We start from the raw sequence: 25361 nt of genomic DNA, 5'->3' as shown, positions 1-25361 counted from the left end.
GTGGATCTTGGGTTCCCTCAGGGGTCAGTGACGGTCGGGTTCGAGCAGCCGGTCGACGGCGCGGGCCGCCGCACCGCCGTCGTCGAGGTGGCAGAAGGTCGCGCGGAAGTGCGCGTACGCGTCGGCGCTGTGCCGTGCCACGGTGCCGAGGTCGCGCAGCGCGCCCGCCAGGTCGGCGGTGGACTGCAGCAGCGGGCCCGGGGCCTGGGCCTCGAAGTCGGGGTAGAAGCCGCGCAGGGTGTCGCGGAAGTGCTCCAGGTCGGGGACGAGGAAGAGCATCGGACGGCCGGTGTTGGCGAAGTCGGCCGCGGGGGAGGCGTAGTCGGTGACCAGGACGTCGGCGACCAGCAGCAGCTCCGCCACGTCCGGGTGGCAGGACACGTCGCGCACGAACCCGGAGCGCGGGGTGCGGACCCGGTCGGCGACCAGGGGGTGGGAGCGGAAGAGCAGCACGTGGTCGGCGCCCAGGGCGCGTTCGGCCTCCGCCAGGTCCAGGTGGGGCGACATGCGGTAGTGCTCGGCGTCGTACGCCAGGTCGTCGCGGCGCGTCGGCGCGTACAGCACGACGGTGCGGTCCCTGGGGACCCGCAGCCGGTCGCGCAGCGCGGCGGCCACCTTGGCGCGGTCGTCGGCGAAGAGCACGTCCGTGCGGGGCAGTCCCGTCTCGGCGACCGGGCCGTCGTAGCCGAGTGCGGCCCGCAGCAGCGGGGTGCTGTACGCGTTCGGCGACAGCAGCAGGTTCCACTGGGCGCCCGGGTCGCGCGGCGGGCGGGGCAGGTGCACCAGGTCCGCGCACAGGGTGCCGGCGAGGTCCCGGCCGGTCCGCTTGAGGGGGGTTCCGTGCCAGGTCTGCAGCACGGTCTGGTCCGGGCGGCGCACGAACCACTGCGGCAGGTGGGTGTTGGTGACGACGTAGCGGCTGCGGGCGAGCGCCTCGTACCAGGCGGCGCTGTGCAGCACGACCGGCCGCGCGGTCGCCGGCGGCGGGGCCTGACCGTCCCTGACCACCCACAGGTGCTCCAGGCCGTCCGCGGCACGGCGGCGCAGCAGCTCCTCGTGGACGGCGCGCGGCGAGTCCCCGTACGCCCGCCCGTCGAAGGCGCTGTACAGCACCGACTCGCGGCGCGGCAGCCCGCGGGTGCGCGGATGGTGGCTCTCGCGCAGCACCCGCTGCCGGTACGGGCCGCGCTGCGGCTCCGGCACGGTGGGCCGGGCGTCGAGGAACAGCCGGTCGTGGAAGCGCCGGTCGACGGAGAAGGACTTGCCGCCCGCCTCCGCCGCCATCGGCAGCGCCTCGAACACCCCGGGCGCGACCCGCACCGGCGCTTCCGTGCCGGCGCCGTCGCGCAGGTGCAGGTACCAGCGGCCGGCGGGCAGCGGGACGGTGCCGGCGAGGGACTCCAGCGTGCCGGGGCGCACGGTGGCGGTGAAACGGCGCCCCTCGTACGGGCCCGGCCCTGCGGCGTCCTGCGGCACGGACGGCAGCGGCGGGATCGCGCTGGACGGTGGCGGGAAGCCCGGGCGGCGTCCCGGTACGCCGTCGGCCTGGACCGGGACGGCGTGCTCGACGCGGTGCGTGCCGTGGCGGAGCACCAGTTCGGCCGGGCCGGGGGCGGAGCCGGGCGCGAGGCGGCCGGCCACGACGAGGGCGCCCTCGGCGGTCCAGCCGATGGCGTCGGCCACCGGCTGCGGGGTGCGGTCGCGCAGCACCAGCTTCCCCGACGCCTTCGCCTCGACCAGCAGCCGCCGCGGCGTCCCGCCGAGCCGGGGGTCGGTGCCGAGGTCGTAGTGCCCGGCGGGCAGCGCGCCGTCGAGGTGGACGGGGTCGGCGTGCCCGGGGTTCAGCAGCGCGACGTCCCAGCTGTCGGTGTCCTCCGCGCGGATCTCCTTGGGCCCGGCGTCCAGCGCGGGCCGGGCGGCCGCCAGGTCGGCGAGGGGCACGCGGGCCCGGCGGACGCCGTCGTCCGTCCCCCCGGGGACCGCGGGCTCCAGCGGGTACTCCAGCACGGTGGGCGTCGCGGAGTGCGTCAGCCGTACCGCCGTCGCCTGTGGCGCGCCCGTGAAGTCCAGTTCCACCGCGGTGCCGTCGCCGGTCGCCCGGTGGCCGGTCAGCCGCCGTACCTCCGGCTCCACCGACAGCTGCAGCCGCCCCTGCCGGTAGTACGGCACGAGCCGCATGCCGCCGCCGGCCGCGTACGACGGCGGGGACGCCCCCGAGCCCGCGTCCGCGGCCCGCAGGGCCGCCTTGCGGATGACCCCCTTCGCCGCGACGACCACCCCGAGCCGCCAGCGGCCGGCCCGTGGTTCGCCCTGGCGGCGGCCGGTGGTCAGCCGCGCCGGGTCGATGGTGATCTCGAAGCCCGACCAGTCGTAGCAGTGTTCCTCCTGGCGCGAGTTGAGGGTCGCGGCGGGCTCCTGCCGGATCCTGACCGGCAGCAGCACCACCTTGGCCCGGCGGCCGTGGCCGTGGACGGCGACCGCGGTGATGTGCGCGGCGCCCTTGCGGTCGGCGTCGATGTTGCGCAGGTAGGCGTAGCCGCGCAGGACGAGCCGGCCGTTCTCCCGCACCACCTCGCGCACCCGCGCCCGGACGGGGAAGTCCGCGCGCCGCAGCCGGGCTGCCGAGGCCGGCAGGGCGATCCGGCCGCCGTCGGCGCCGCGCAGCACCGCCCGCTTGCGCAGCGGCGGGCCGGTGACGCCGAAGCCGGCGGAGTTGCGCTGCTCGTGGTCGAGCACCGTCAGCAGGTCGTCGAGGCGGTCCTTGACGATCAGGTGCCACTTGATGCGCAGCCCGGCGGGCAGCTCGAGGAAGAGGGCGGGGTCGACCCGGGTGAGCCAGTCGCGGCAGCGGTCCATGAAGACCCGCCGGTACTCGGGGCCGGCCATCGGCAGGGCGTCGATGAAGTACAGCAGGTCGTCGGTGAGGACCGAGCGGTCGTAGGCCCGTTTGAAGGAGGTCCAGCGCGTGCGGGCCGGGTCGCCGAGGAAGCGGCTGACGTGGTCGACGGCGGCGATCCGGTCGCGCACGCCCTTGACGTCGGTGCGGCGCCGGGTGATGGAGCCCTCGCGGATCCGCCAGTAGTAGACGTGCTCGTGCGTCACGTCGACGGCGTCGGCGAGGAAGTGCGCGGGGATGGTGAGCGGGGTGTCCTCGTAGAGCACGCCCTCGGGGAAGGCCAGGCGGTGGCGCTCCCAGAAGGAGCGGCGGAAGACCTTGTTCCAGGCGACCCGGTCGGAGAGCAGGCTCAGGTCCCGGGTGATGTGGGTGCCGGTGACGGTGCGGGTCATGTCCCGGTGCTGCCAGGCCTGGCTGCGGCCGTCGGCGGTCAGCCGCCACACGTTGCCGGTCGCGAAGTCCGAGCCCGACCCGTCCAGCAGGCCCACCAGCCGCTCGTAGGCGTGCGGCGGCAGGATGTCGTCGCTGTCGAGGAAGCACAGGTACTCGGTGCGCGGGTCGGCGTGGCGGGTGCCGGTGTTGCGGGCGTGGCCCAGTCCGCCGTTGTCCTGCCGGACCAGGCGGAAGCGCGGGTCGCGGTTGGCGAAGCCCTGGGCGATCTCCGGGCCGGAGTCGGTGGAGCCGTCGTCCACCATGACCACGTCGAGGGCGTCGAAGGTCTGTGCGGCGACCGACCGCAGGCATTCCTGCAGCCAGCTCTCGACGTTGTGGACCGGAACGACGACCGTGAGGCGGGGCGTGCGCGACACCATGGTGACGTGGCCCTTTCCGGACGAGGGCGACAGGGGGCGAGGGGTTCAACTCGTGATCGCGTCCTCGGTCACCTCGCCTGCGCCTTTCGGGTGATCCACCGGGCGCCGGGGGCCGCTCCTGCCTACGCTCGGCGCTATGCCTCGGTTCAGTGTGATCGTCCCGGTATGGAAGACCCAGGGTTACGTCCGTGCGTGCCTGGAGTCGGTGCTCGGGCAGCGGTACGCGGACCTGGAGCTGATCGCGGTCGACGACTGCTCGCCCGACGGGTCGGCCGCCGTCGTCGACGAGGTCGCCGCCGCCGACCCCAGGGTGCTCCCGCTGCGGAGGCCCCGCAACGCAGGGCCCGGTCCGGCCCGGAACGCGGGGGCGGCCCGGGCCAGCGGCGACTACCTGCTCTTCCTCGACTCCGACGACCTCCTCGCGCCCGGCGCCCTGACCGCCCTCGACGCGAGGCTGCGCGCCACCGGAGACCCGGAGGTGCTGCTCTTCGACCATGACCGGCTCGACGTGTGGGAGCACCGCACGGAGAGCGGGGACGGCGACTTCCTGCAGGCGGCCGCGCTCGCCGGGCACGCCGTCTTCCGGGCCACCGAGCGCCCGCAGTGCCTGACCGTGTTCCCCGCGGCCTGGAACCGGGTGGTGCGGCGCGACTACTGGGCCGGGTTCGCCTTCGGCGCCGGTCCGTACGAGGACGTCCCGGTGGCGTACGAGATGCTGCTCGCCGCCCCGCGCATCGCCTGCCTGGACCGGGTCTGCGTCACGTGGCGCGAGCGCCGCCGCGGCAGCTTCTCCAGCACGCCGGGCCCGCAGCACCTCGTCCTGGCCGACCGGTACGACACGCTGCTGGCCCGGCACGACCTGCCGGTGCTGCGCGCCGAGCGGGACCGGCGGCTCACGGCCGTCCTGGACGACCCCGGGCGGCTGCGCGCGCAGGACCGCGCCGCCTTCTTCCGCCGCGCCGGGCTGCCGGGCACCTTCGCCGCCCATCGCGCCGCGGAGCTGGGCACCCGGGCCGCCCGGCGGCTGCGCACGCACCGCAACGCCGTCGCCCGCGAGGTGTACCGCCGCTGGTACGCCCTGGAACGCCGCCGCCCGCTCGACGACGACCTGGTGGTGTACGCGGCGTACTGGAACCGGGGGGTGCTGTGCAGCCCCGCCGCGATCTACCGCAAGGCCCGCGAGCTCGCCCCGCACCTGCACGGGGTCTGGGTGGTCCGGCGCGGTGCGCAGGACGCGGTCCCCGAGGGCGTCGACCGGGTGGAGGCGAACTCCCGCCGCTACTGGGAGCTGCTGGCCCGCGCCCGCTTCCTGGTGAACAACGCCAACTTCACCGGGGAGGTCGTCAAGCGCCCCGGCCAGGTCTACCTGCAGACCCACCACGGCACCCCGCTCAAGCACATGGGCATGGACCTGCGCGCCCACCCGGCGGTGGCCAAGGGCATGAGCTTCCGCCGCCTGCTGGACCACGCCGACCAGTGGGACTACTCCCTGTCCGCCAACCCCCACTCCAGCGAGGTCTGGGAGCGGGTCTACCCCGGCAACTATCTGACGCTGCCGACCGGCTACCCCCGCAACGACGCCTACTTCACGGCGGGCGCCGACGACGTGCGGCAGATCCGGGCCCGGCTGGGCATCCCGGACGGGGTCAGGGCGATCCTGTACGCCCCCACGCACCGCGACTACCAGCGGGAGTTCGTCCCGCAGTTGGACCTCGCCCGGCTGTGCCGGGCGCTGGGGCGGGAGTACCTGGTACTGGTCCGCGCGCACTACTTCTACCCCGGGGCCGGCCCGGCGGCGCTGCCGGAGGGGGCGCTGGACGTCTCCGCGCACACACCGCTGGAGGAGCTGTGCCTGGCCTCCGACGCGCTGCTCACCGACTACTCGTCGCTGATGTTCGACTACGCGGGCCTCGACCGCCCGATCGTGGTCCACGCCGCCGACTGGGAGGTCTACCGGGCCGCCCGCGGGGTCTACTTCGACCTGGTCTCCGGGCGCCCCGGCGACACCCCGGGCGTGGTCGCCCGCGACGAGGCCGCGATCGCCACCGCCTTCCGCTCCGGCGCCTGGGCCTCGCCGGAGGCGGCCGAGCTGCGGGCGGCCTTCCGGGCCCGCTTCTGCCCCTGGGACGACGGCCGGGCCGCCGAACGCGCCGTACGGCGGGTGCTGCTCGGCGAACCGGAGCTGCTGCCCGTCCTCAAGCCGGACGAGCGCACCCCCGCGCCGCCGCCGTGAGCCGTCAGGGGCGGGCCGCCGGGGCGGGGGTGCGGCGCTCCGGGGGGAGGGCGGCGGGCTGGCCGCCGTCCTCGCCGAGGAAGACCCGCCGCACGACCCGCTCGGCGGCGTGGCCGTCGTCCCACGGGCAGAAGTGGGCCCGGAACGCGGCCCGCGCCTGGGCCGAACGGGGGCCGCGCCAGGTGTCCGTGGTGAGGATGGACAGGAGTTCGTCCTCGCTCCGGGCGACCGGCCCGGGGGCGTCGGCGGTGATGTCGAAGTACGTGCCGCGGGCGGCCCGGTAGGCCGTCCAGTCCTCGGCGTGGACCACGATCGGGCGGTCGAGGCCGGCGTAGTCGAACATCAGGGGGGAGTAGTCGGTCACCAGGGCGTCCGCCGCCAGGCACAGCTCCTGGACCGACGGGTGGGCGGAGACGTCCAGCACGGTGTCCGGCAGCCCCTCGGGGAGCGTGCCCGAGCCGCCGTGGCCGTCCGGTGCCCGGTACAGGACCACGTGGCCGGGGCCGAGTTCACGGGCCAGCCGGACCAGGTCGACGGGCGGGTGGAAGCCGCGCCGGTAGTCGCGGTGCGCGGGCGCGTACAAGATTGCGGTGGACTCCGGCGGGATGCCCAGCCGGGCCCGGATCCGCCGCACGTCGTCGGCGTCGGCGCGCAGCAGGACGTCGTTGCCGGGCCGCCCGTGCTCCAAGGTGGTGTAGCCGGCGGGGTAGGCGCGCTCCCAGACCACCGTCGAGTGCGGGTTGGCGGACAGGCAGAAGTCCCAGCGGTCGGTGTGGGCCAGCATCCGGGCGAAGTCCCGGCCCGCCGAGGCGGCCGGGTGCCCCTGGACGTCCAGGCCCGTGCGGCCGAGCGGGGTGCCCTGGTGGGTGTGGAGGTTCACCTGGCCGCGCCGCTTGCGGTAGGCATGCGGGAAGTTGACGTCGTTGACCAGGTAGGTGGCGCGCGCCAGCGCCGTCCAGTACGCGGGCGAGCCGGGCTGGAGCCGGCGTACGCCGCGCGGCAGGGTGGCCGCGTACGCCGGGGTCGTGATCCACGCGGTGCGCAGGTGCGGGGCCAGGTCGCGCACGGCGGCCTCCAGGGCGGCGGGGTCGCCGCCGTAGCCGGCGTAGCGGCAGGCCGCGAAGACGGCGAGGTCCGGGTCGAGTCGGCGCTGCCGCTGGATCCGGTAGTGCAGCCGCAGGCCCGCCTCCCGGGCCGCCCGGGCGGTGTCCTTCACCAGCCGCCGCAGCCTCCTGCGCAGCGCGTTGGCGGTGCGCACGGCGTCGAAGACCTGCCGCGCGCCGAGCCGCACGAGCAGCCGCCGGGTGCCGCCGGGGACGCCGCGCGGACGGGAGCCGGGCTCCTGCGGGCGGTAGCGGCGGAAGTGGACGCTGCAGCGCTGGAAGTAGACGCCCCGGGCCGAGCGGGGCAGCCGGCCGGGGGTGTTGTAGACCGCCAGCAGGTGGTCGGTCATCCGGCTGAAGAGGGCGGCTCGCCAGCTGTCGAGGGCGGGGTTGCGGTCGAGGAAGGCGAAGACCCGGTCGTACTGGTCGAAGACGTCGAAGTGCCGGCTGCTGGTGGTGCGCAGGATGCTGCCCCGGCGGCGCTGCCGGTAGAGCACGCAGACCCGGTCGAGCACCGCGATGCTGCGGGCGGACAGCAGCAGGGGGTAGGTCCAGGGGACGTCCTCGTACCAGCCGGGCGGGAAGACGAGGTCGCGGCGCTGGACGAACTCCCGCCGGTACGCCTTGTTCCAGGCGACCGGCAGCAGCCGCAGCAGCTCGGGCCGGTCGTCGAGGGGCCCGGCGGGGCGTGCGTCCTGGGCGAGCAGGGGGGCGCGCTGGTTGCGCACGACGCGGCCGTCCCAGTAGGTGCGGGCGTAGTCGTAGACCAGCACGTCCGGCTCGGCGGTCTCCTTCAGGCGGTCGGCGACGGCCTGCAGGGAGCCGGGCGCGAGGGTGTCGTCGCTGTCGAGGAAGAGCAGGTAGTCCCCGGTGGCGCGGGCCATCCCGGCGTTGCGGGCCGGGCCGAGGCCCACGTTCTCCTTCAGGTGCAGGACGGTCACCCTGCGGTCGCGGGCCGCGAAGGCGTCGAGGATGGCACCGCTGGCGTCCGGGGAGCGGTCGTCGACGGCGATCACCTCGAAGTCCGAGAAGCTCTGCCCGAGCACGGACTCCAGGCACTCGTGCAGGTAGGCCTGCACCTTGTGGGCGGGCACGATGACGCTGAACCGGGGCAAGGCAGCACATCCGTAATGTCGGCTTACGCGGCGTATGCCCGTTATATCCCGGGCGTACGCCGCGTACGGCGACCCGTCCGACGACGGAGTGTTGCCCCTCTGGCCTGCGGAGGGTTGCGGGGCTACTTCACGGCGCCCGCCATGACGCCGGAGACGAACTGGCGCTGGAAGGCGAAGAAGACGACGAGCGGGACCACCATCGACACGAAGGCCCCCGGTGCCAGGACGTCGATGTTGTTGCCGAACTGCCGGACCTGCTGCTGCAGCGCGACCGTGATGGGCTGCGAGCCGCTGTTGGAGAAGATCAGTGCCACCAGCATGTCGTTCCACACCCACAGGAACTGGAAGATGCCGAGCGAGGCGATCGCCGGGCCGCCCAGGGGCATGATCACGGTGGCGAACAGCCGCAGCTCGCCCGCGCCGTCCAGCCGGGCCGCCTCCAGCAGCTCCCGCGGGATCTCCGCGAAGAAGTTGCGCAGCAGGAAGACGGCGAACGGCAGGCCGAAGCCGACGTGGAAGAGCACCACGCCGATGATGTCGCCGAAGATCCCGATCTCCCCGAACAGCTTCGCCACCGGGATGAGCGCGATCTGCACCGGCACCACCAGCAGCCCCACCACCACGAGGAACAGCCAGTCCCGGCCCGGGAACTCCATCCAGGCGAAGGCGTAGCCCGCCAGCGCCCCGATCACCACCACCAGCAACGTGGCCGGCACCGTGATCAGGGCGGTGTTGACCAGCGAGGAGGTCACGGCGTCGTTGCCGAGCAGTTCCCGGTAGTTGGTGACGGTCAGCTGTGAGGGCGTGGTGAACACCTTCCACCAGCCGGAGTCGGCGATGTCCACCGGCCCCCGGAAGGAGGAGATCAGCAGCCCCACGGTCGGCATCAGCCAGAACAGGGCCACCAGCACCAGGAACACCCGCAGCACCCCGCCGCCGGTACGGGCCGCCACCCGCGAGGCGAAGGACTGCCGGGCGGCGGTCGTGGTGGCCCGCGCCTCGGCGGGGCCCGCCGGTTCCGCTGTGCCTGCGACGGTCGTCATCGTCGGGCCTCCCTGCGCAGTCGGCGGATGTTGAAGACCATGACCGGGACGACCAGCAGCAGCAGGACCACACCGATCGCGCTGCCCACGCCCTGGTCGTTGCCGGCCCCGAAGGAGGACAGGTACAGCTGCAGGGCCAGGACGTTGGCCTCGTCCTTGGAGGTGTCGGGCGCGACGATGTAGACCAGGTCGAAGATCTTCATCACGTTGATCATGAGCGTCACGACGACCACGACCAGCACCGGCGCCAGCAGCGGCACGGTGATCCTGCGGAAGACCTGCCACTCGTTGGCGCCGTCGATGCGCGCCGCCTCCATCAGCTCCCGCGGCACCCCCGCCAGGCCCGCCGCGATGAGCACCATGGCGAAGCCCGCCCACATCCACAGGTACGACCCGATGATGGCGGGCGTCACCAGGGTGGGGCCGAGCCAGTCGACACCGTTGTACGGCTCCGCGAAGTTCGCCGCCGGCAGCCGCAGTTGGGCCCCGGCCGCCGAGGCGGGCAGCGAGAAGGTGCCGTCCGTGCCGGAGGTGGCCGAGGCCACCACCCGTCCGTCGCGCACGGCCTCGACCTTGACGCCCTCCAGCGCCTTCTCACCGGCGTCGATCACCCCGGGCTCGCCGCCGCCGCCCGGCTTGAAGTCCAGCCACACGGTGCCGGTCACCCCGGGGCCCGCGGCGGCCTGCCGGGCGTCCGCGGTGCCCGCGGGCAGCTTCGCCGCGGGGACGCCGATCAGCGGCAGCCCGACCGCCGTCCCCTGCCCGGCGGCGTCCCGCGTGGTGTAGGAGCCCCCTCCCGAGGCCGCCAGCGGGCCGTTCGGCCGCGGACGGGCCCCGGGGTACGCCGAGGACTCGGCGAAGGTGTCGTGGACACCGACCACGACCGCGTTGGCCGCGCCGCGCGCCGGGTCCTGCTCGTACACCAGCCGGAAGATGATCCCGGCCGCCAGCATCGAGATCGCCATCGGCATGAAGACGACCAGCTTGAAGGCGGTGCCCCAGCTCACCCGTTCGGTCAGCACCGCGAAGACCAGCCCGAGGGCCGTGGCCAGCACCGGCGCCACGACCACCCAGACCGCGGTGTTGCGCAGCGCCGTCAGGGTGCTGTCGTCGCTGAAGACCGAGGCGTAGTTGTGCAGGCCGACGAAACCCGAGCCGGCCCTGTCGAACAGGCTGCGCCAGGTGGTGTACCCGATCGGGTACACCACCAGCGCGCCCAGCAGCACCAGCGCGGGCAGCAGGAACAGTCCCGCCACCCAGCGCCGGGTGCCCATGACGCTCCTGCCCGGGGCGGAGGGAGCGCCGCCGGGAGCGGCCGGCCCCTTCGCCGTGGCCGCCGTCGCCATCGTGGCCGCCTAGCCGGCGTACGCCTTGGCGGCGTCCGCTTCCAGCTTGGCCTGCGCGCCGGCGACGTCGGAGGGGTTCCTCAGGAAGTCCTGCAGGTCCTTCCACTCGCCCTTGCCCGCGGTGCCGCCGAAGGCCGCCGGGGCCTGGTCGGACATGTCAAAGCGGAAGTCGTCGCCCGCCGCGACCAGCCCCTGGGCGATCGAGCGGGAGACCTCGTCCGGGTACGCCGACAGGTCCAGCGACTTGTTCGGCGAGACGAAGCCGCCCGAGGAGGCCCAGACCTTCGCCGCGTCGGTGGAGGCGAGGAAGGTCAGCAGCGCCTGCGCGCCCTTGGTGTCCTTCAGCGCCACGCCGACGTCACCGCCGCTGACCACCGGTGCCTTGCCGGAGCCCACCGCGGGGAAGGGGAAGACCTTGGCGTCCTCGCCCACCTTCGCCTTGGTGTTGTCGCCGATGAACGCGCCGACGAAGTCGCCCTCGTAGACCATGCCGGCCTTCGGCGGGTTGCCGGTGAAGGTCTGCGTCACGGACTTCGGGAAGTCGGTCTTGAGCGCGCCGCTCTGCCCGCCGGCGATCAGGTCCTTCTTGCCGAAGAGCTGGGCGAGGGTGGTGAGCGCGTCCTTCACCGAGGGGTCGGTCCACTTGATCTTGTGCTCGGCCAGCTGGTCGTACTTCTCCGGCCCGGCCTGGGAGAGGTAGATGTTCTCGAACCAGTCGGTGAGGGTCCAGCCGTCCGCGCCGCCGACCGATACCGGGGCAGTGCCCGACTCGAAGAGGGTCTCGGCGGTCTGGAGGAAGTCGTCCCAGGTGGCCGGAGGTTCGGAGACCCCGGCGTTCTCGAAGGCCGCGGTGTTGTACCAGACCAGCGACTTGTTGGCGGCCTTGGCGTAGACGCCGTACTGCTTGCCCTCGTACGCGCCCAGGTCCTTCCAGCCCGTGGTGAAGTTCTTGTCGAGCTGCGCCTGGACGTCGGAGGAGAGCGGCTTCAGCCAGCCCTTCTGCGCGAACTGCCGTAACACGCCGACCTGCGGGAGGAACGCCACGTCCGGCGGCTGGCCGCCCTCGATCTTCGTACCGAGGAAGGTGGAGACGTTGTCGCCGGTGGGCACGAAGCCGACCTCGGCACCGGTGCGCCGGGTGAACTCGTCCAGCACCTTCTGGAAGTTCTTCTGCTCCGGCCCGGTCCACACCGCCGCGACCTCGAGCTTCTGGCCCTTGAGGTCCGGCAGCGAGACGCTCCCGCTGCCACCGGAACTGCTCCGGCCCCCACCGGGGTCGCCCTTGTCGTCGTCGCCTCCGCCGCACCCGGCGGCCGTCAGCGCCAGGGCGGCCGTCGCCACGGCGGCGATGACCGCTTCGCGTGTACGTCGCGTGCGCCTGCTGGATGTCCGCATCTGCCTGCCCATCCCCTCAGCGCGGACCCGCGCCGCGGTGGCAGCCCGCCGCATGGCCGTGGCAGCTGCGCCGGGCGTCCCGTCCCCGCGTCATCCGCTGTTCCGCGTTCAGTCCTACGCCCTGTCTGATAACCGCCGCAATAGCGCCTCAGCGCACGGCGGTTGGATCGTGACCTTCATGTGACCGGCGGTGCGGCCGGCGCAGGGGACCGGGAGGGCTCAGAGCAGCGGCGGCACCGGATCGGCCGCCGCGGACTCCGCGGCACGCTGCAGGGCACTGGCCAGCAGGGCGAGGTCGGTGGGGCCGTTGCCCAGTTCGCGGACCGGGCGGCGGGTCGGCGGATCGCCCATGCGCTCCCATTCCAGCGGGACCACCGTGGGCCGCAGGGTCGCCGTACGCGGGATCCGGCCACTGACCCGTCCGGCCTGGAAGGCCGTGACCGCTCCGTCCGGCCGGCGCAGGTAACCCCGGCCCGGCAGGGCGTCGTCGACGGTCGCCGGCTCCTCGACGGCGACCAGCAGCGCGGCCGACTCCGGCTCCTCGGTGCGCAGCGCGATCCGCAGCCGCGCTGCGTCGTCGGTGTCGGTGCCCGCGGTGCGCTCCGGGCGGCCGGTCGCGGCGACCAGGTGGACGCCGAGACGCTCGCCGTCGCGCGCCACTCCCTCCAGGGCGCGGACCACCGAGCCCGCGGCGGGCCGGCCGGGACTGCCCAGCGCGGGGGCGACCAGGACGTCGAAGTCGTCCACCACCACGACCAGCCGGGGCAGCGGCTCGGTGGTACGGGTCCGTACCCGCACCGCGCCGCGCACCTGCGGGTCGGCGGCACCGGCCGGGGCGTGGCCCGGCTCCACCTGGCGGGGCACCGCGGGCAGCCGGCGGCGCTCGTGCCACTGCGCGAAGTCGCCCCCGTCCAGCAGCTCGTCACGGCGCCTCAGCTCCGCCGTGAGGGCCTGCGCGAACTCGCGCATCCGCACCGGGTCGGAGGCGGACAGATAGGTGGAGACGTGCGGGAGGTCGGTGCAGGTGCGCAGCCCCTCGCCGCGCTCGGACCCGGCGCCGTCGACGAGGACCAGGGCCAGCCGGTCCGGCCGCTCGCCCGCGGACAGGGCGGCGGCCACCGAACGCAGCAGTTCGGTCTTGCCGGCGCCCGCGGCGCCGCCGACCAGCAGGTGCGGCCCTTCGGCGACCAGGTCGACCAGGACCCGGCCCTCCGGGCCGGCGCCCAGGACCGCCGCGGCGGCACCACCGGAGGGAGCGGGCTCGGCCCAGCGGGTCGCGATCTTCGCCGGGGTGGCGAGCGCCAGGTCCAGCTCGTCCAGCAGCCGGGCCGTCGGCGGGAGCGCGGAGCGGGTACGGCGGGGAGCGGCGGCGTCGCCCTCGCGCAGCGGGGCGAGGGCGCGCGCGAAACGCTCGGCCCAGGCCGCCGACACCGCCTCCATGGTCATGTGCTCCGGCCCGTGCGGCTCCATCCGCAGCGTCGTCGCGACGTCGCCCTCCAGCACGGCGACGGCACCGCACCCGGCGGCCAGCCGCTCGGGGCTCTCGGCCAGGCACAGCAGGTGCACCCCGACCGACGGCCCGGCGGCCGCGATGCGGCCCGCGGCCTCGCGCAGATAGGCCGAGCCCGGATCACCGTCCACCACCAGCAGGGTGTACGGGCCCTCGCGGCGTGCCGCGGCCTCGGCCACCTCCTCCGGGGAGGCGGTCGCCCAGCCCGTGCCGAGCGGGCCCTCCTCGATGCGCCGGACCACCTCGGAGACGCGGGCCTCCGCCTGCTCCCGGTCCGTGGCGGTGAGCAGCCGGCAGTCCTGGCCGTGCGCCGGGCGCAGATGCGGTAGCCAGTTCAGCCACCCCCACTCCTCGGTCCGCCCTTCGGCGGGACGGGAGCGGTCGGCGTTGACCAGGACGACCTCCAGCACGCCGGGCGGGTGCAGGGCGCACAGCTGGGCGATGACCGCCCGGGCCAGCCCGGACAGCCTCGGGCGCGGTCCGGCGAGGCCCAGCACATGGGTGTGCGGGTCGCGCAGGTCGACGGTGAACGGCACGGCGGGCAGCGTCCGGAAGCCGTCCTCGGCGGTCAGGTCGGCGGTGCCGAGCCGGACCGTGAGCAGGTCGGGATGGCCGAGGGCGCGCTCCCACAGCCGCGGGCCCGGTCCGAGCGCGGTGAGCAGGACGGCCGCGGGATCGGGCCAGCGCTCGCGCAGCGCGGCGGCGTCGGCCTGGTCGTACGTCGTCCCGCCGCCCCCGGGGCCGTCGGCGCCCGGGGCGCCGCGCCCGGCCGCCAGGCGCCTGGCCCAGCCCCCTATGGCCCCGGCCATCCGGCTGCCGGCCTCCGCGGCCTTCCCGCCGCCGCGGCGGCCCTGGGGCAGCGCGACCGTGCGGGTCTGCTCGGACAGGCCGCGCTGCGGGGTGTCCCGCCGGGCCGGGGTGCCCGGCGCGCCCTGTGCCGGACCCGGTCCGGGCGCGGGAGCGGCGAGGGCGTCCACGCCCACGTTCCCGGCGCCGGTGCCGGTGGTCGTCGGGCCGTCGGCGGGCACCGCGTCCCGGGCGGCGGGGCGCTCCCCGGTGCCGTCGGCGGGACGGGCGGGACGCCAGGTCGCCACGGGGCCGCTGTCCGGCCAGGAGGTCGGGGGGAGGGTCACCTGGAGGTGCCCCTCGGCGTCGGGGACGGCGGGGATGGAGGCGGGCGGCGGGGGGACGGCCGAGCCCGGGGGTGCCGGCTCCAGCCGGAGGGTCGACTCGCCGATCCGCAGCAGCGTGCCGGCGGGGAAGGGGACCGCGCGCTCGCCCACGGGAGCGCCGTCGAGGGTGGTGCCGTTGGTGGAGCCGAGGTCGGCGACGGTGACCCGGCCCTCGCCGTCCACCGTGATGGCACAGTGCAGCCGTGAGACGTCGGGGTCGTCCAGCGGGACGTCCGCGTCCGCGGACCGGCCGACCCGGATCCGGCCGCCCTGCAGCAGGTGGACGCCGCCCGCGTCGGGCCCGCCGACGACGTGCAGCCGGGCGGCGGCCGTGGGGCGGCCGCCGTCGTGCCCGTCGGCGGGGGAGTGCAGCGACAGGACGGCGCCGTCGAGCAGGGGCGGCACGCCGAGGACGGCGGTGGCCGGGTCCAGGCGCTCGGCGCCCGCGTACAGCGGGGGCGTGGACTTGCCGGCCCGCGCGGGCTGGCCGGAGCCGCCCGAGCCGGACGCGAGGGCTCCGGCCACGGCACTCAGGGGAGTGCCCGCGGGCGCGGTGACCAGCACGTCGCAGGAGCGCGCCGCGCGGCCACCGCGCGGCCCGAGAACGGTCAGCCGGATCTGCATCTCCGTCCACGGTCCCTTCTGCCCGGATCCACCGCGGTGCGGGCCCCCGACCCCACCCCGCCGTGCCCGGGACGTCGACACGTACAAGAACGGACCGGCGGGCTCCCCTCGCCCGGCTGACCCAGCCGGCTCGGCGATGCGCGTTCCGCGACACGCATCCTCCCACCCGCCGCCGACAGCTCGCCGCCGGTGCCCACCTTTGCGATCTTGAATGGTCAGCATTGGGCGGAAAGGGCAACCAAACGACCGTACTCCGCGTCCTAACCCCACACCCGCCCCGTACCGGAACGCAGCCCCGCTCCCACGTGGCGGCACTACAGTGGGCGAAACAGGCCACGGACCAGGCCAAGATCCAGGGAGCGCGAACGTGCGGCCGGTAGGCAGCAAATACGAACTGGTGGAGCCGCTCGGGCGCGGAGCCACGGGCACCGTGTGGCGGTCGCAGGTACGGGACACCGGCGAGACCGTCGCGATCAAGGTGCTCAAGGAGGAGCTGGCGGGCGATCCCGACATCGTCATGCGCTTCCTCCGGGAGCGGTCGGTCCTGCTGAGGCTGCGCCACCCGCACATCGTCCGGGTCCGCGACCTGGTCGTGGAGGGTGAGCTGCTCGCCCTGGTGATGGATCTGGTCGAGGGCCCCGACCTCTACCGCTACCTGCGCGAGAACGGCCCGTTCTCGCCGGTCGGCGGCGCCCTGCTGACCGCCGCCGTGGCCGACGCGCTGGCCGCCAGCCACGCCGACGGCGTGGTGCACCGCGACCTCAAGCCCGCCAACGTCCTGCTCGCCACCGTCGCAGGCCCCGACGGCACCCAGCAGATGCACCCGATGCTGACCGACTTCGGCATCGCGCGGCTGGCGGACTCGCCCGGCGTCACCCGCACCCACGAGTTCGTCGGCACGCCCGCCTACATAGCGCCGGAGTCGGCCCAGGGCCGTCCGCAGACCTCCGCGGTGGACATCTACGGCGCCGGCATCCTCCTGTACGAACTGGTCACCGGCCGTCCGCCGTTCCGGGGCGAGAGCGCGCTCGAAGTGCTGCACCAGCACCTGAGCGAGGAGCCGCGCCGTCCCTCCACCGTGCCCGAACCGCTGTGGACGGTGATAGAGCGCTGCCTGCGCAAGGAGCCCGGCGAGCGGCCGAGCGCGGAGAACCTGGCGCGCGCCCTGCGCGTCGTCGCGGCGGGCGTGGGCGTGCACTCCTCCCCGGCGCAGTCCGAGGCGGCGCTCGGCGTCGCCGCGCTGCTCGCGCCGGACCCGGCCCCGGCCACCGTCCCGGACACCCCGCTCGTCCCGCCGGGCACCGCCGACCCCACCCAGGTGCTGCCGAACCGGTCGCCCGCAGGCGCGTACGACGCGTACGACCCCAATGCCGCCACCAGCGTCCTGCCCGCCTCGGCGGGGGGCGCCGCCGACGCGACCCGGGTGATCCCGGGCGGCTCGGCGCCGACCGCGTCCGGCGACGGCACCCGCGTGATGCCGCCGGTGCCGGACGGGCCGCCGGACTCCGGTGTCCCGCAGGGCCCGCATCCGTGGGAGTCGCAGCTCAACCGCGCCCGTGCGCGCGCCGAGCAGACCGAGATCCAGTACCTGGACCCGGAGCAGGACCCGCTGCGCCGCAGGCCGCGCCGGCAGCCCGCCCAGCAGCCGCAACAGCCGCAACAGCCGCAACAGCCTCCCCAGGCGTACCAGCAGCGGCCGCAGCAGCCCCCTCAGTACCGGCAGCCCTCGCAGCCCGCCTACGCCCCGCAGCCGCATCCGCAGCAGTACGGCCGGCAGTCGCAGCCCCAGCCGCAGCAGTACGCGCCGCGGCCGCAGCAGCCCGCGCCGCGCTACGAGCAGCCGCAGCACCAGCGGTACGAGCCGCAGCGCCCGCCCGCGCCCGAGCCGGCCCCCCGCCGCGAGCCGCGCCCCCGCAGCGCCAACCCGATGAAGATCCCGGGCCTGGGGTGCCTCAAGGGCTGCTTCACGATGATCGTCGTGCTGATCGTGATCTTCATGCTGGCCTGGTACCTCACCCCCCTGCAGGACTGGCTGAACACGGGCAAGGGCCTGTGGGACACCGTGACCGGCTGGATCAGCGAGGTGTGGAACTGGGTCTCCACCATCGGCGACACCGCCAACAGCGCCCCGGACGTCCCCGGCGGCAACCAGTAGCGGCGTGCGGCGGCGCCCCCCGGCCGGGGGCGCCGGCAACCGAGCGGGCAACTGAGCGGGCCGGGGCCGCGGATGACGTGGCGCCACCCGTGCGCGGGGCCCGGTTCCGTCAACGCCGAGCGGTACGGCGTCACCTCTCCGACTCGCCGATGTTGGTGATTTGTCGACTTCTGGAGGGTGATTTCTCCCGGAGAAGCCGCACTCACCCCTGACAGGTTCCCCCAACCGGCTCGCATCCGCGTAGCTTTGTCGCCAACACGACGGCACGTCGGAGGAGTCGGAGCAGCCTTGGGACGGAAGATCGGCAGCCGGTACACCGCGCACCAGGTGCTGGGGCGGGGTTCCGCCGGCACGGTGTGGCTGGGCGAGGGCCCCGAAGGCCCGGTCGCCATCAAGCTGCTGCGCGAGGACCTCGCCTCCGACCAGGACCTCGTCGGCCGCTTCGTGCAGGAGCGCACGGCCCTGCTGGCGCTCCACCACCCGCACATCGTCGGCATCCGCGACCTGGTGGTCGACGGTTCCGACCTCGCGCTCGTCATGGAACTCGTCCGCGGCACGGACCTGCGCTCCCGGCTGGAGCGCGAACGCAGGCTCACCCCCGAGGCGGCCGTGTCCATCACCGCGGACGTCGCGGACGGCCTGGCCGCGGCCCACGCCGCGGGCGTCGTCCACCGCGACGTCAAGCCGGAGAACGTCCTGCTGGACTCCGCCGCCCCGCCCGGACCGGGCGGGGCGCCTCCGGCGCTGCTCACCGACTTCGGCATCGCCCGGCTGGTCGACTCCCCGCGCCGCACCCGGGCCACCCGCATCATCGGCACCCCCGACTACCTGGCACCGGAGATCATCGAAGGTCTGCCGCCGCGTGCCTCCGTCGACATCTACGCCCTCGCCACCGTCCTGTACGAACTGCTCGCCGGCTTCACCCCGTTCGGCGGCGGTCACCCGGGCGCGGTGCTGCGCCGGCACGTCACCGAGTCCGTCGCGCCGCTGCCCGACCTGCCCGACGAGCTGTGGCAGTTGCTCTCCCAGTGCCTCGCCAAGGCCCCCGCCTCCCGGCTGACCGCGGCCGAGGTCGGCACGCGGCTGCGCGAGCTGCTGCCCGCGCTCGCCGGGCTGCCCCCGCTGGAGGTGGACGCGCCCGGCGACCACCACGGCGAGGATGCGTACGACCGGGAGCCCGGTTCCGTCGCCGAGCCGTACGACGCACGGGCCGGCCGCCCGCGCGGTGCCGTGCCCCTGGTCCGCGGCTCCGCACCCGACTCGACGCGCGACACGCACACCAGCATCAAGCTGCCCACCGCGGAGGAGCTGGCCGGCGGCGGGGCCGCCGCGATGCCCGGCCAGCGCGCCCGGCACCGTCACCGGGCCGTCCCCGACGCGCTCCAGCGCCGCCGCGTCAAGATCGGCGCCGCGGCGGCGGCCGCCCTGGTCGTCGGGCTCGGCGGCTGGGCGATCGCGGCCTCCGGCTCCGACGACGACGGCGGCTCCAACAGCCGGGAGGACAAGCCGTCCGGGCAGGCCTCGACCACCCCGACCGCCCCCACCGGCGCCGCCGCCTCCCCGCAGGGCGCGGTCAGCACCCCGGCGGGCACCGCCGAGGACGCCGCGCTGCGCTGGTCCGGCTACACGGCGCTGCCCCACTTCCCGGACCGCGACGTCCACCCCGTCGGCGGCCCCCGCGCGATCTCCGTCTCCGGTACGACGTACGTGTTCACCCGGGGCAGCGACAAGAACGTCTGGTACCTGGTCTCCGGCACCTGGCACCGGCTCACCGGGATAAGCGTCGCCGACGACCCCTCGGTCGTCTCCTCGCGCGCCGGGCAGCTGGACGTCTTCGCGCTCGGCACCGACCACAAGGTCTACCGCCGCACCCTCAGCGGCGGTGCGTGGGGCGACTGGTACCAGGTCGACCAGCCCGCGCGTTTCACCACGACCCCCGCCGCCGCGTCCTCCGCGCCCGGCCGGATCGACCTGGTCGGCTGCTCGGGCGGTGACCTCGTCACCTCCTCCTGGGTCGACGGCCGCTGGAACGCCTGGGCGCTGGTCCCCACCGCGGGCCGGGTCACCGCCGCCCCCGGACTGGTCTCGGCCGCGTCCGGCACCCTGGACGCCTTCGCCGTCCGCAAGGCCGACGGCGCCGTGCTGCGCCTGCCGTACGTGAACGGCGCCTGGCGCCCCTCCGAGATCGTCACGGGCCTGGACGCCACGGGCCGCCCCGAACCCGCCGTCTCCGGCGGCCGGCTCTTCGTCCTCGCCCCCGCCGACGACGGGGCCCTGGCCGCCGCCGTCTCCGACGGCGGCACGTGGACGCCGGTGCCGCTGTCCGCCAGCACCCCCTCCCACCCCGGTCTGACCACGGCGGACGACACCCTGACCCTGTACCTGCGCCGCGCCGACGGCACGCTCGCCCACGCGTCGGCCCCCGTCCCCGTCTGAGCGGCGCGGGACCTCCGCGCCGGTGGGCCGGGCCGCCCCGGCTCACCGGCGCGGCAATGCGCGGCGTGCCGGTACGCTGGGGGACGTGGCAGTCCTGGATGTATCCGAAGAGCTCAAGTCCCTCTCGTCGACCATGGCCTCGATCGAGGCCGTTCTGGACCTCGACAAGCTGAGGGCCGACATCGCCGTGCTCGAGGAGCAGGCGGCGGCCCCGTCGCTGTGGGACGACCCCGACGCGGCGCAGAAGATCACCAGCAAGCTGTCGCACCTGCAGGCCGAGGTCCGCAAGGCCGAGGCGCTGCGCGGCCGCATCGACGACCTGGGGGTGCTCTTCGAGCTCGCCGAGGCCGAGGACGACGCGGACACCCGTGCCGAGGCCGAGACCGAGCTGGAGTCGGTGCGCAAGGCGCTGGACGAGATGGAGGTCCGCACCCTCCTGTCCGGCGAGTACGACGCCCGTGAGGCGCTGGTCAACATCCGCGCCGAGGCCGGCGGTGTCGACGCCGCCGACTTCGCCGAGCAGCTGCAGCGGATGTACCTGCGCTGGTCCGAGCGGCACGGCTACGCGACCGAGATCTACGAGACCTCGTTCGCGGAAGAGGCCGGCATCAAGTCCACCACCTTCGTGGTGAAGGCGCCCTACGCCTACGGCACCCTCTCCGTCGAGCAGGGCACCCACCGCCTGGTGCGCATCTCGCCCTTCGACAACCAGGGCCGCCGCCAGACGTCCTTCGCGGGCGTCGAGGTGCTGCCCGTCGTCGAGCAGAGCGACCACGTCGAGATCGACGAGACCGAGCTGCGGATCGACGTCTACCGCGCCTCCGGCCCCGGCGGCCAGGGCGTCAACACCACCGACTCCGCGGTCCGGATCACCCACATCCCGACCGGCATCGTGGTCTCCTGCCAGAACGAGCGCTCGCAGATCCAGAACAAGGCCAGCGCGATGAACGTGCTGCAGGCCAAGCTGCTGGAGCGGCGCCGCCAGGAGGAGCAGGCCAAGATGGACGCCCTCAAGGGCGACGGCGGCAACTCCTGGGGCAACCAGATGCGTTCCTACGTCCTCCACCCGTACCAGATGGTCAAGGACCTGCGGACGGAGTACGAGGTCGGCAACCCCCAGGGCGTCCTCGACGGCGACATCGACGGCTTCCTCGAGGCGGGCATCCGCTGGCGCAAGCAACAGGAGCAGGGCGCCGGCGTCTGACGCGTCGTCAGCGTTCCGGACCTTCACGACTGCCGCCCGACGGGCGGCAGTCGTCGCGTTCCGGGGCAGCCGAGCCCGCACGGGGGCGTGCGCGGACGGCCCGCCAGGGTGCCGACGGTGCCACCCGCACCGTCGTCGGCGGCAGCGGATCGGTCACCCAGGGTCACGGCGACGCGAGCCGGCCGGGGTGCCGGCGCGACCTTCTTCGTCCGGGCGGTGCCGGTTTCCGCTCGATGCCGCGCCTGACCGGCTGGGGCCACCACGCGGCGCCGGGAAGGCCCGCGCCCGGACCCGGGGGCCCCTGCGCGTCCACGGGAGGCCCGCAAACGCCACGGGGGCCCGCAGCGCCGATGCGCCGCGGGCCCCCGTGCTTGCTGTCTGTGTGCGCCGTGCTACACGGCGGCCTCGTGCACCACCCACGCCACCGCGAGCAGGGCGACCAGCAGGGCGATCAGTGCCGCCGGGGAGATGGCCGCGAAGGGGTTCTCCTGCTGCATGCGGGCGCGGTGGGCGCGGCAGACCGCGCAGCGGCCCTCGCTGACGGGGCCGGCGCAGTTGGCGCACACCAGTCGGTCGACTGTCATGCGGTGGCCTCCTCCCAGGCGGCCTGGCGGCCGCTCCATGAACAACGCGCGACAGGGGCGGTACGTTCCCGAGCCCCCCGACCACTGTGCCAGTTCCCGGGACGCTCGGCGCGCCCCGCGTGATTCCTGCGACTCCGAAGAGTGACGCATGTGGCCAATGCCTGCTTTGTCCCCCAGTGGTCGATGAATAAACCCGTCATCCCGGACCGCGGACTGCGCGGGCCGCGGCCATTCGCGTAAGGTCGCCTCCGATCCCCTGTATCCGGAGTGCGACCGTGATCCGATTCGACAACGTCACCAAGACCTACCCCCGGCAGAACCGTCCTGCACTTCGGGACGTGTCGCTGGAAATCGAGAAGGGTGAATTCGTCTTCCTGGTGGGCTCCTCCGGCTCCGGGAAGTCGACCTTCCTGCGGCTGATCCTGCGCGAGGAGCGGACGGACACCGGCATGGTGCACGTCCTCGGCAAGGACCTCGCGCGGCTGTCCAACTGGAAGGTGCCGCAGATGCGGCGCCAGTTGGGCACCGTCTTCCAGGACTTCCGCCTGCTGCCCAACAAGACGGTCGCGGAGAACGTGGCGTTCGCCCTCGAGGTGATCGGCAAGCCGCGCGGCACCATCCGCAAGACGGTCCCCGAGGTGCTCGACCTCGTCGGCCTCGGCGGCAAGGAGGACCGCATGCCGGGCGAGCTGTCCGGTGGTGAGCAGCAGCGCGTGGCGATCGCCCGGGCGTTCGTCAACCGCCCGATGCTGCTGATCGCGGACGAGCCCACGGGAAACCTCGACCCGCAGACCTCCGTGGGCATCATGCGGCTGCTGGACCGCATCAACCGGACCGGCACCACCGTGGTGATGGCCACCCACGACCAGAACATCGTCGACCAGATGCGCAAGCGCGTCATCGAGCTCGAGAAGGGGCGACTGGTCCGCGACCAGTCCCGCGGCGTCTACGGCTACCAGCACTGAGCCTGGGCCCCGCCCTGCACACCGCAGCCTTCTGAAAGGACAACATGCGCGCCCAGTTCGTGCTCTCGGAGATCGGCGTCGGTCTCCGGCGCAACCTCACCATGACCTTCGCGGTCATCGTCTCCGTGGCCCTCTCGCTCGCGCTCGCCGGCGGCTCGTGGCTCGCCCGCGAGCAGGTCGACTCGATGAAGGGCTACTGGTACGACAAGGTCCAGGTGTCGATCTTCCTCTGCAACAAGAACGACGCCAAGACCGACCCCAACTGCACCAAGGGCGCGGTCACCGAGGAGCAGAAGCAGGACATCGAGAAGCAGCTCAAGGCGCTGCCGCTCGTGGACAAGTACTTCCACGAGAGCGCGGAGGACGCCTACAAGCACTACAAGGAGCAGTTCTCCGACTCGCCGCTGGCCGACTCGCTCACTCCGGACCAGATGCAGGAGTCGTTCCGGGTCAAGCTCAAGGACCCGACGAAGTTCCAGGTGGTGGCGAGCGCCTTCCAGGGCCGTCCCGGCGTCCAGGAGGTGCAGGACCAGAAGGCCCTGCTGGACAACCTGTTCGGGCTGCTCAACGGCATGACGCTGGCCGCGCTGGTGGTGCTGGCGTTCATGCTCGCGGTGGCGATGATGCTGATCGTCAACACGGTGCGCGTGTCGGCCTTCAGCCGCCGCCGGGAGACCGGGATCATGCGGCTGGTCGGCGCGTCCAGCTTCTACATCCAGATGCCGTTCATCATGGAGGCCGCGTTCGCCGGTCTGGTCGGCGGTGGCCTGGCCTGTCTGATGCTCCTCGTGGGCCGCTACTTCCTGATCGACCACGGCCTTTCGCTGCAGACCAAGGTGCCGCTGATCAACTTCCTCGGCTGGGGCGAGGTGGCGCAGGTGCTGCCGCTGGTGCTGGTGGTGGGCATGCTGATGCCCGCGCTGGCGGCCCTGATCGCGCTGCGCAAATACCTCAAGGTCTGATCCGCGCCAAGGGCGCTGTACGGCCGACCTTCCGTACAGCGCCCGCTTCTCGCCTAGACTGCCCGACGTGCTGAGCCCACGTCCGCCCGGGAGACCACGCCGCCTGCGCCGTGCCGCGGCGCTGACGCTGGTCTTCGGCGCGGTCCTGGCGACGGGTGCCGCGGCGGGTTCCTTCGGGGACCTCGGCGGGGAGCGGCGGACGCCGCCGCACTCCCGCATCCCGGCCGGCACCGTCGCCGACACCGACGAGATCGCCGAGGCGATCGCGGAGGGCAAGGTCGGCCCGCAGGCCGCGCAGGCCCTGGTCAGCCGTAGCGGCGACCGCTGGTCCTCCTTCTACACGGCCCAGGAGTACGAGGGTTTCCAGCAATCCCTGGACGGCCGGTACGTGGGCGTCGGCCTGTGGGTGCGACGCACCGAGGACGGCCGCATCGGCATCGACCGCGTCCAGTCCGGCAGCCCCGCCGCCCGGGCCGGGGTGCTCGCCGGGGACCGGCTGATGAGCATCGACGGCACGGAGGTCACCGGCCGCCCCGTCACCGAGGTCGTCGCCCGGTTGCGCGGTTCCGACGCGGCCGGCACCGCCGTGGCCCTGGGCCTGCGGCGCGGCGCGCGCTCCTGGGTGGTCTCCCCGCGGCGCGCCCTGCTGCCCACGGAGTCCGTACGGGTCCGGCACGTCCCCGGCGGCGTCAGCGTCGTCAAGGTGGACGCCTTCACCAAGGGTGTCGCCGGGCAGGTCCGCGGCGCCCTGGCCGGCCGGCCGGGAAACAAGGGCATAGTCCTGGACCTGCGCGGCAACTCCGGCGGCCTGGTCACCGAGGCCGTCGGTGTGGCCTCCGCGTTCCTGGACGGCGGCCTGGTCGCCACGTACGACGTCCACGGCAGGCAGCAGGCGCTCTACGCGGCCGACGCCGGCGACACCGACACCCCGCTCGTCGTGCTCGTGGACGGCGGCACGATGAGTGCGGCCGAACTGCTCGCCGGCGCCCTGCAGGACCGCGGCCGTGCCGTCGTCGTGGGCTCCCGCACCTTCGGAAAGGGCTCGGTGCAGATGCCCAGCCGGCTGTCGGACGGCTCGGTCGCCGAGCTCACCGTCGGCCACTACCGGCTGCCCGCGGGCCGCCGGGTGGACGGCCGCGGGGTGGAGCCCGACCTGAAGGTCACCGGTGGCGCGGACGCCGAGTCCGAGGCCCTCCAGGTGCTGGACGGTCTGGGCACGCCGGTCCGCTGACCGGCGCGCAAACCGGTACCCCCCGGCCCCGCCGAGGTGCGAGAATGGCCGCGCTATGGCAAAGGAAACGGGTCGCAAGCTGATCGCGCAGAACAAGAAGGCGCGGCACGACTACCACATCCTCGACACCTACGAGGCGGGCCTGGTGCTCACCGGCACCGAGGTGAAGTCGCTGCGCCAGGGACGCGCTTCCCTGGTCGACGGCTTCGGCCAGCTCGACGGGGGCGAGGCGTGGCTGCACAACGTGCACATCCCCGAGTACACCCAGGGGACGTGGACGAACCACTCGGCGCGGCGCAAGCGCAAGCTGCTGCTGCACCGGGAGGAGATCGAGAAGCTCTTCCAGAAGTCCCAGGAGACCGGTCACACGATCGTGCCGCTCTCCCTGTACTTCAAGGACGGCCGGGCGAAGGTCGAGATCGCGCTGGCCAAGGGCAAGAAGGACTACGACAAGCGGCAGACCCTGCGCGAGAAGCAGGACCGCCGCGAGGCCGACCGGGCCATCTCGGCGGCGCGCCGCCGGCAGCGGGGCGACTGACCCCCGGGAAATGCGCTGGCCTCCATGTACGTCGGTC

General features: G+C 74.2%; 15 protein-coding genes and 1 pseudogene. 9 read left to right on the top strand and 7 right to left on the bottom strand.

Annotated features, from left to right (window positions below):
- Positions 1 to 24: 24 nt before the first annotated feature.
- Positions 25 to 3708 (bottom strand): bifunctional glycosyltransferase/CDP-glycerol:glycerophosphate glycerophosphotransferase, encoded by a 3684-nt coding sequence (locus PV410_RS35560; protein WP_500330104.1) that lies wholly within the window; start codon positions 3706 to 3708, stop codon positions 25 to 27.
- Positions 3709 to 3844: 136 nt separating this feature from the next.
- On the opposite strand from PV410_RS35560, the gene PV410_RS35555 reads away from it, so the two are divergent.
- Positions 3845 to 5941 carry a bifunctional glycosyltransferase/CDP-glycerol:glycerophosphate glycerophosphotransferase gene (locus PV410_RS35555; RefSeq protein WP_500330102.1) on the top strand — a complete coding sequence of 699 codons (2097 nt, stop codon included), beginning with the start codon at positions 3845 to 3847 and terminating at the stop codon, positions 5939 to 5941.
- A 4-nt stretch (positions 5942 to 5945) separates the two neighbouring features.
- Here the strand turns inward: PV410_RS35555 and PV410_RS35550 are convergent, their stop codons facing one another.
- From PV410_RS35550 to PV410_RS35530, 5 genes are all read right to left on the bottom strand, one after another.
- A complete protein-coding gene (locus PV410_RS35550) occupies positions 5946 to 8159 on the bottom strand; it encodes a bifunctional glycosyltransferase/CDP-glycerol:glycerophosphate glycerophosphotransferase (protein WP_500330100.1) in 2214 nt (737 codons plus the stop codon).
- A gap of 122 nt (positions 8160 to 8281) precedes the next feature.
- On the bottom strand, positions 8282 to 9202 hold the full coding sequence (locus PV410_RS35545; RefSeq protein ID WP_500330098.1) for a carbohydrate ABC transporter permease: 921 nt from the start codon (positions 9200 to 9202) through the stop codon (positions 8282 to 8284).
- Positions 9199 to 10476: a carbohydrate ABC transporter permease gene (locus tag PV410_RS35540; RefSeq protein WP_500330096.1), complete on the bottom strand. Its 1278-nt coding sequence runs from the start codon at positions 10474 to 10476 to the stop codon at positions 9199 to 9201. Before PV410_RS35540 ends, PV410_RS35545 begins: the two co-directional genes overlap by 4 nt.
- Before the next feature lie 81 nt (positions 10477 to 10557).
- Complete coding sequence (locus PV410_RS35535; RefSeq protein ID WP_500330095.1) at positions 10558 to 11943, bottom strand: ABC transporter substrate-binding protein; 1386 nt, start codon at positions 11941 to 11943, stop codon at positions 10558 to 10560.
- Between the two features lie 219 nt (positions 11944 to 12162).
- On the bottom strand, positions 12163 to 15249 hold the full coding sequence (locus PV410_RS35530; protein WP_500330094.1) for an FtsK/SpoIIIE domain-containing protein: 3087 nt from the start codon (positions 15247 to 15249) through the stop codon (positions 12163 to 12165).
- Positions 15250 to 15616: 367 nt separating this feature from the next.
- Here PV410_RS35530 and PV410_RS35525 point away from each other — a divergent pair, with 367 nt between their 5' ends.
- The 4 genes and pseudogenes from PV410_RS35525 (at position 15617) to prfB (ending at position 21044) form a co-directional block, all read left to right on the top strand.
- Complete coding sequence (locus PV410_RS35525) at positions 15617 to 17404, top strand: serine/threonine-protein kinase (RefSeq protein WP_500330093.1); 1788 nt, start codon at positions 15617 to 15619, stop codon at positions 17402 to 17404.
- Between the two features lie 288 nt (positions 17405 to 17692).
- Positions 17693 to 18928: pseudogene (locus PV410_RS35520) on the top strand (serine/threonine-protein kinase); the annotation flags it as partial.
- 84 nt (positions 18929 to 19012) lie between these two features.
- A complete protein-coding gene (locus tag PV410_RS35515; protein ID WP_500330138.1) occupies positions 19013 to 19840 on the top strand; it encodes a DUF8189 domain-containing protein in 828 nt (275 codons plus the stop codon).
- A gap of 85 nt (positions 19841 to 19925) precedes the next feature.
- Positions 19926 to 21044, top strand: a complete 1119-nt coding sequence (prfB, locus tag PV410_RS35510) for a peptide chain release factor 2 (protein WP_500330092.1) — start codon at positions 19926 to 19928, stop codon at positions 21042 to 21044.
- A gap of 392 nt (positions 21045 to 21436) precedes the next feature.
- On the opposite strand, the gene PV410_RS35505 is transcribed toward prfB, so the two are convergent.
- The gene (locus PV410_RS35505; RefSeq protein WP_326575680.1) at positions 21437 to 21628 is read right to left on the bottom strand and encodes a hypothetical protein; all 192 of its coding nucleotides are present in this window, start codon (positions 21626 to 21628) and stop codon (positions 21437 to 21439) included.
- Between the two features lie 275 nt (positions 21629 to 21903).
- Between PV410_RS35505 and ftsE the strand changes: the two genes are divergently transcribed.
- The 4 genes from ftsE to smpB all read left to right on the top strand — a co-directional run bounded on the left by ftsE (position 21904) and on the right by smpB (position 25324).
- Positions 21904 to 22593 (top strand): cell division ATP-binding protein FtsE, encoded by a 690-nt coding sequence (gene ftsE / locus PV410_RS35500; RefSeq protein WP_018564091.1) that lies wholly within the window; start codon positions 21904 to 21906, stop codon positions 22591 to 22593.
- 44 nt (positions 22594 to 22637) lie between these two features.
- Complete coding sequence (gene ftsX, locus PV410_RS35495; protein ID WP_499512125.1) at positions 22638 to 23555, top strand: permease-like cell division protein FtsX; 918 nt, start codon at positions 22638 to 22640, stop codon at positions 23553 to 23555.
- 67 nt (positions 23556 to 23622) lie between these two features.
- A complete protein-coding gene (locus PV410_RS35490) occupies positions 23623 to 24786 on the top strand; it encodes a S41 family peptidase (protein ID WP_500330091.1) in 1164 nt (387 codons plus the stop codon).
- A 55-nt stretch (positions 24787 to 24841) separates the two neighbouring features.
- A complete protein-coding gene (gene smpB, locus PV410_RS35485) occupies positions 24842 to 25324 on the top strand; it encodes an SsrA-binding protein SmpB (RefSeq protein ID WP_499512123.1) in 483 nt (160 codons plus the stop codon).
- The last annotated feature ends 37 nt before the right edge of the window (positions 25325 to 25361 follow it).

The organism is Streptomyces sp. PA03-5A (assembly GCF_033792725.1).
In the GTDB taxonomy this organism is placed as follows: domain Bacteria; phylum Actinomycetota; class Actinomycetes; order Streptomycetales; family Streptomycetaceae; genus Actinacidiphila.
This window is presented reverse-complemented; position numbering and strand designations above follow the sequence as displayed.